Raw genomic sequence first — 255 nt, 5'->3', positions numbered from 1 at the left:
TATGGTGGGCACTCTAAGGAGACTGCCGGTGACAAACCGGAGGAAGGTGGGGATGACGTCAAGTCATCATGGCCCTTACGGCCTGGGCTACACACGTGCTACAATGGTCGGTACAGAGGGTTGCCAAACCGCGAGGTGGAGCTAATCTCACAAAACCGATCGTAGTCCGGATCGCAGTCTGCAACTCGACTGCGTGAAGTCGGAATCGCTAGTAATCGCAAATCAGAATGTTGCGGTGAATACGTTCCCGGGCCT

The 255-nt window shown here is 54.9% G+C and carries 1 rRNA gene; it reads left to right on the top strand.

Annotated features, from left to right (window positions below):
- Nucleotides 1-255 (top strand): 16S ribosomal RNA (locus L6D77_RS27145); the annotation flags it as partial.

This window comes from Pseudomonas parasichuanensis (assembly GCF_021601385.1).
Lineage (GTDB): Bacteria > Pseudomonadota > Gammaproteobacteria > Pseudomonadales > Pseudomonadaceae > Aquipseudomonas > Aquipseudomonas parasichuanensis.
This window is presented reverse-complemented; position numbering and strand designations above follow the sequence as displayed.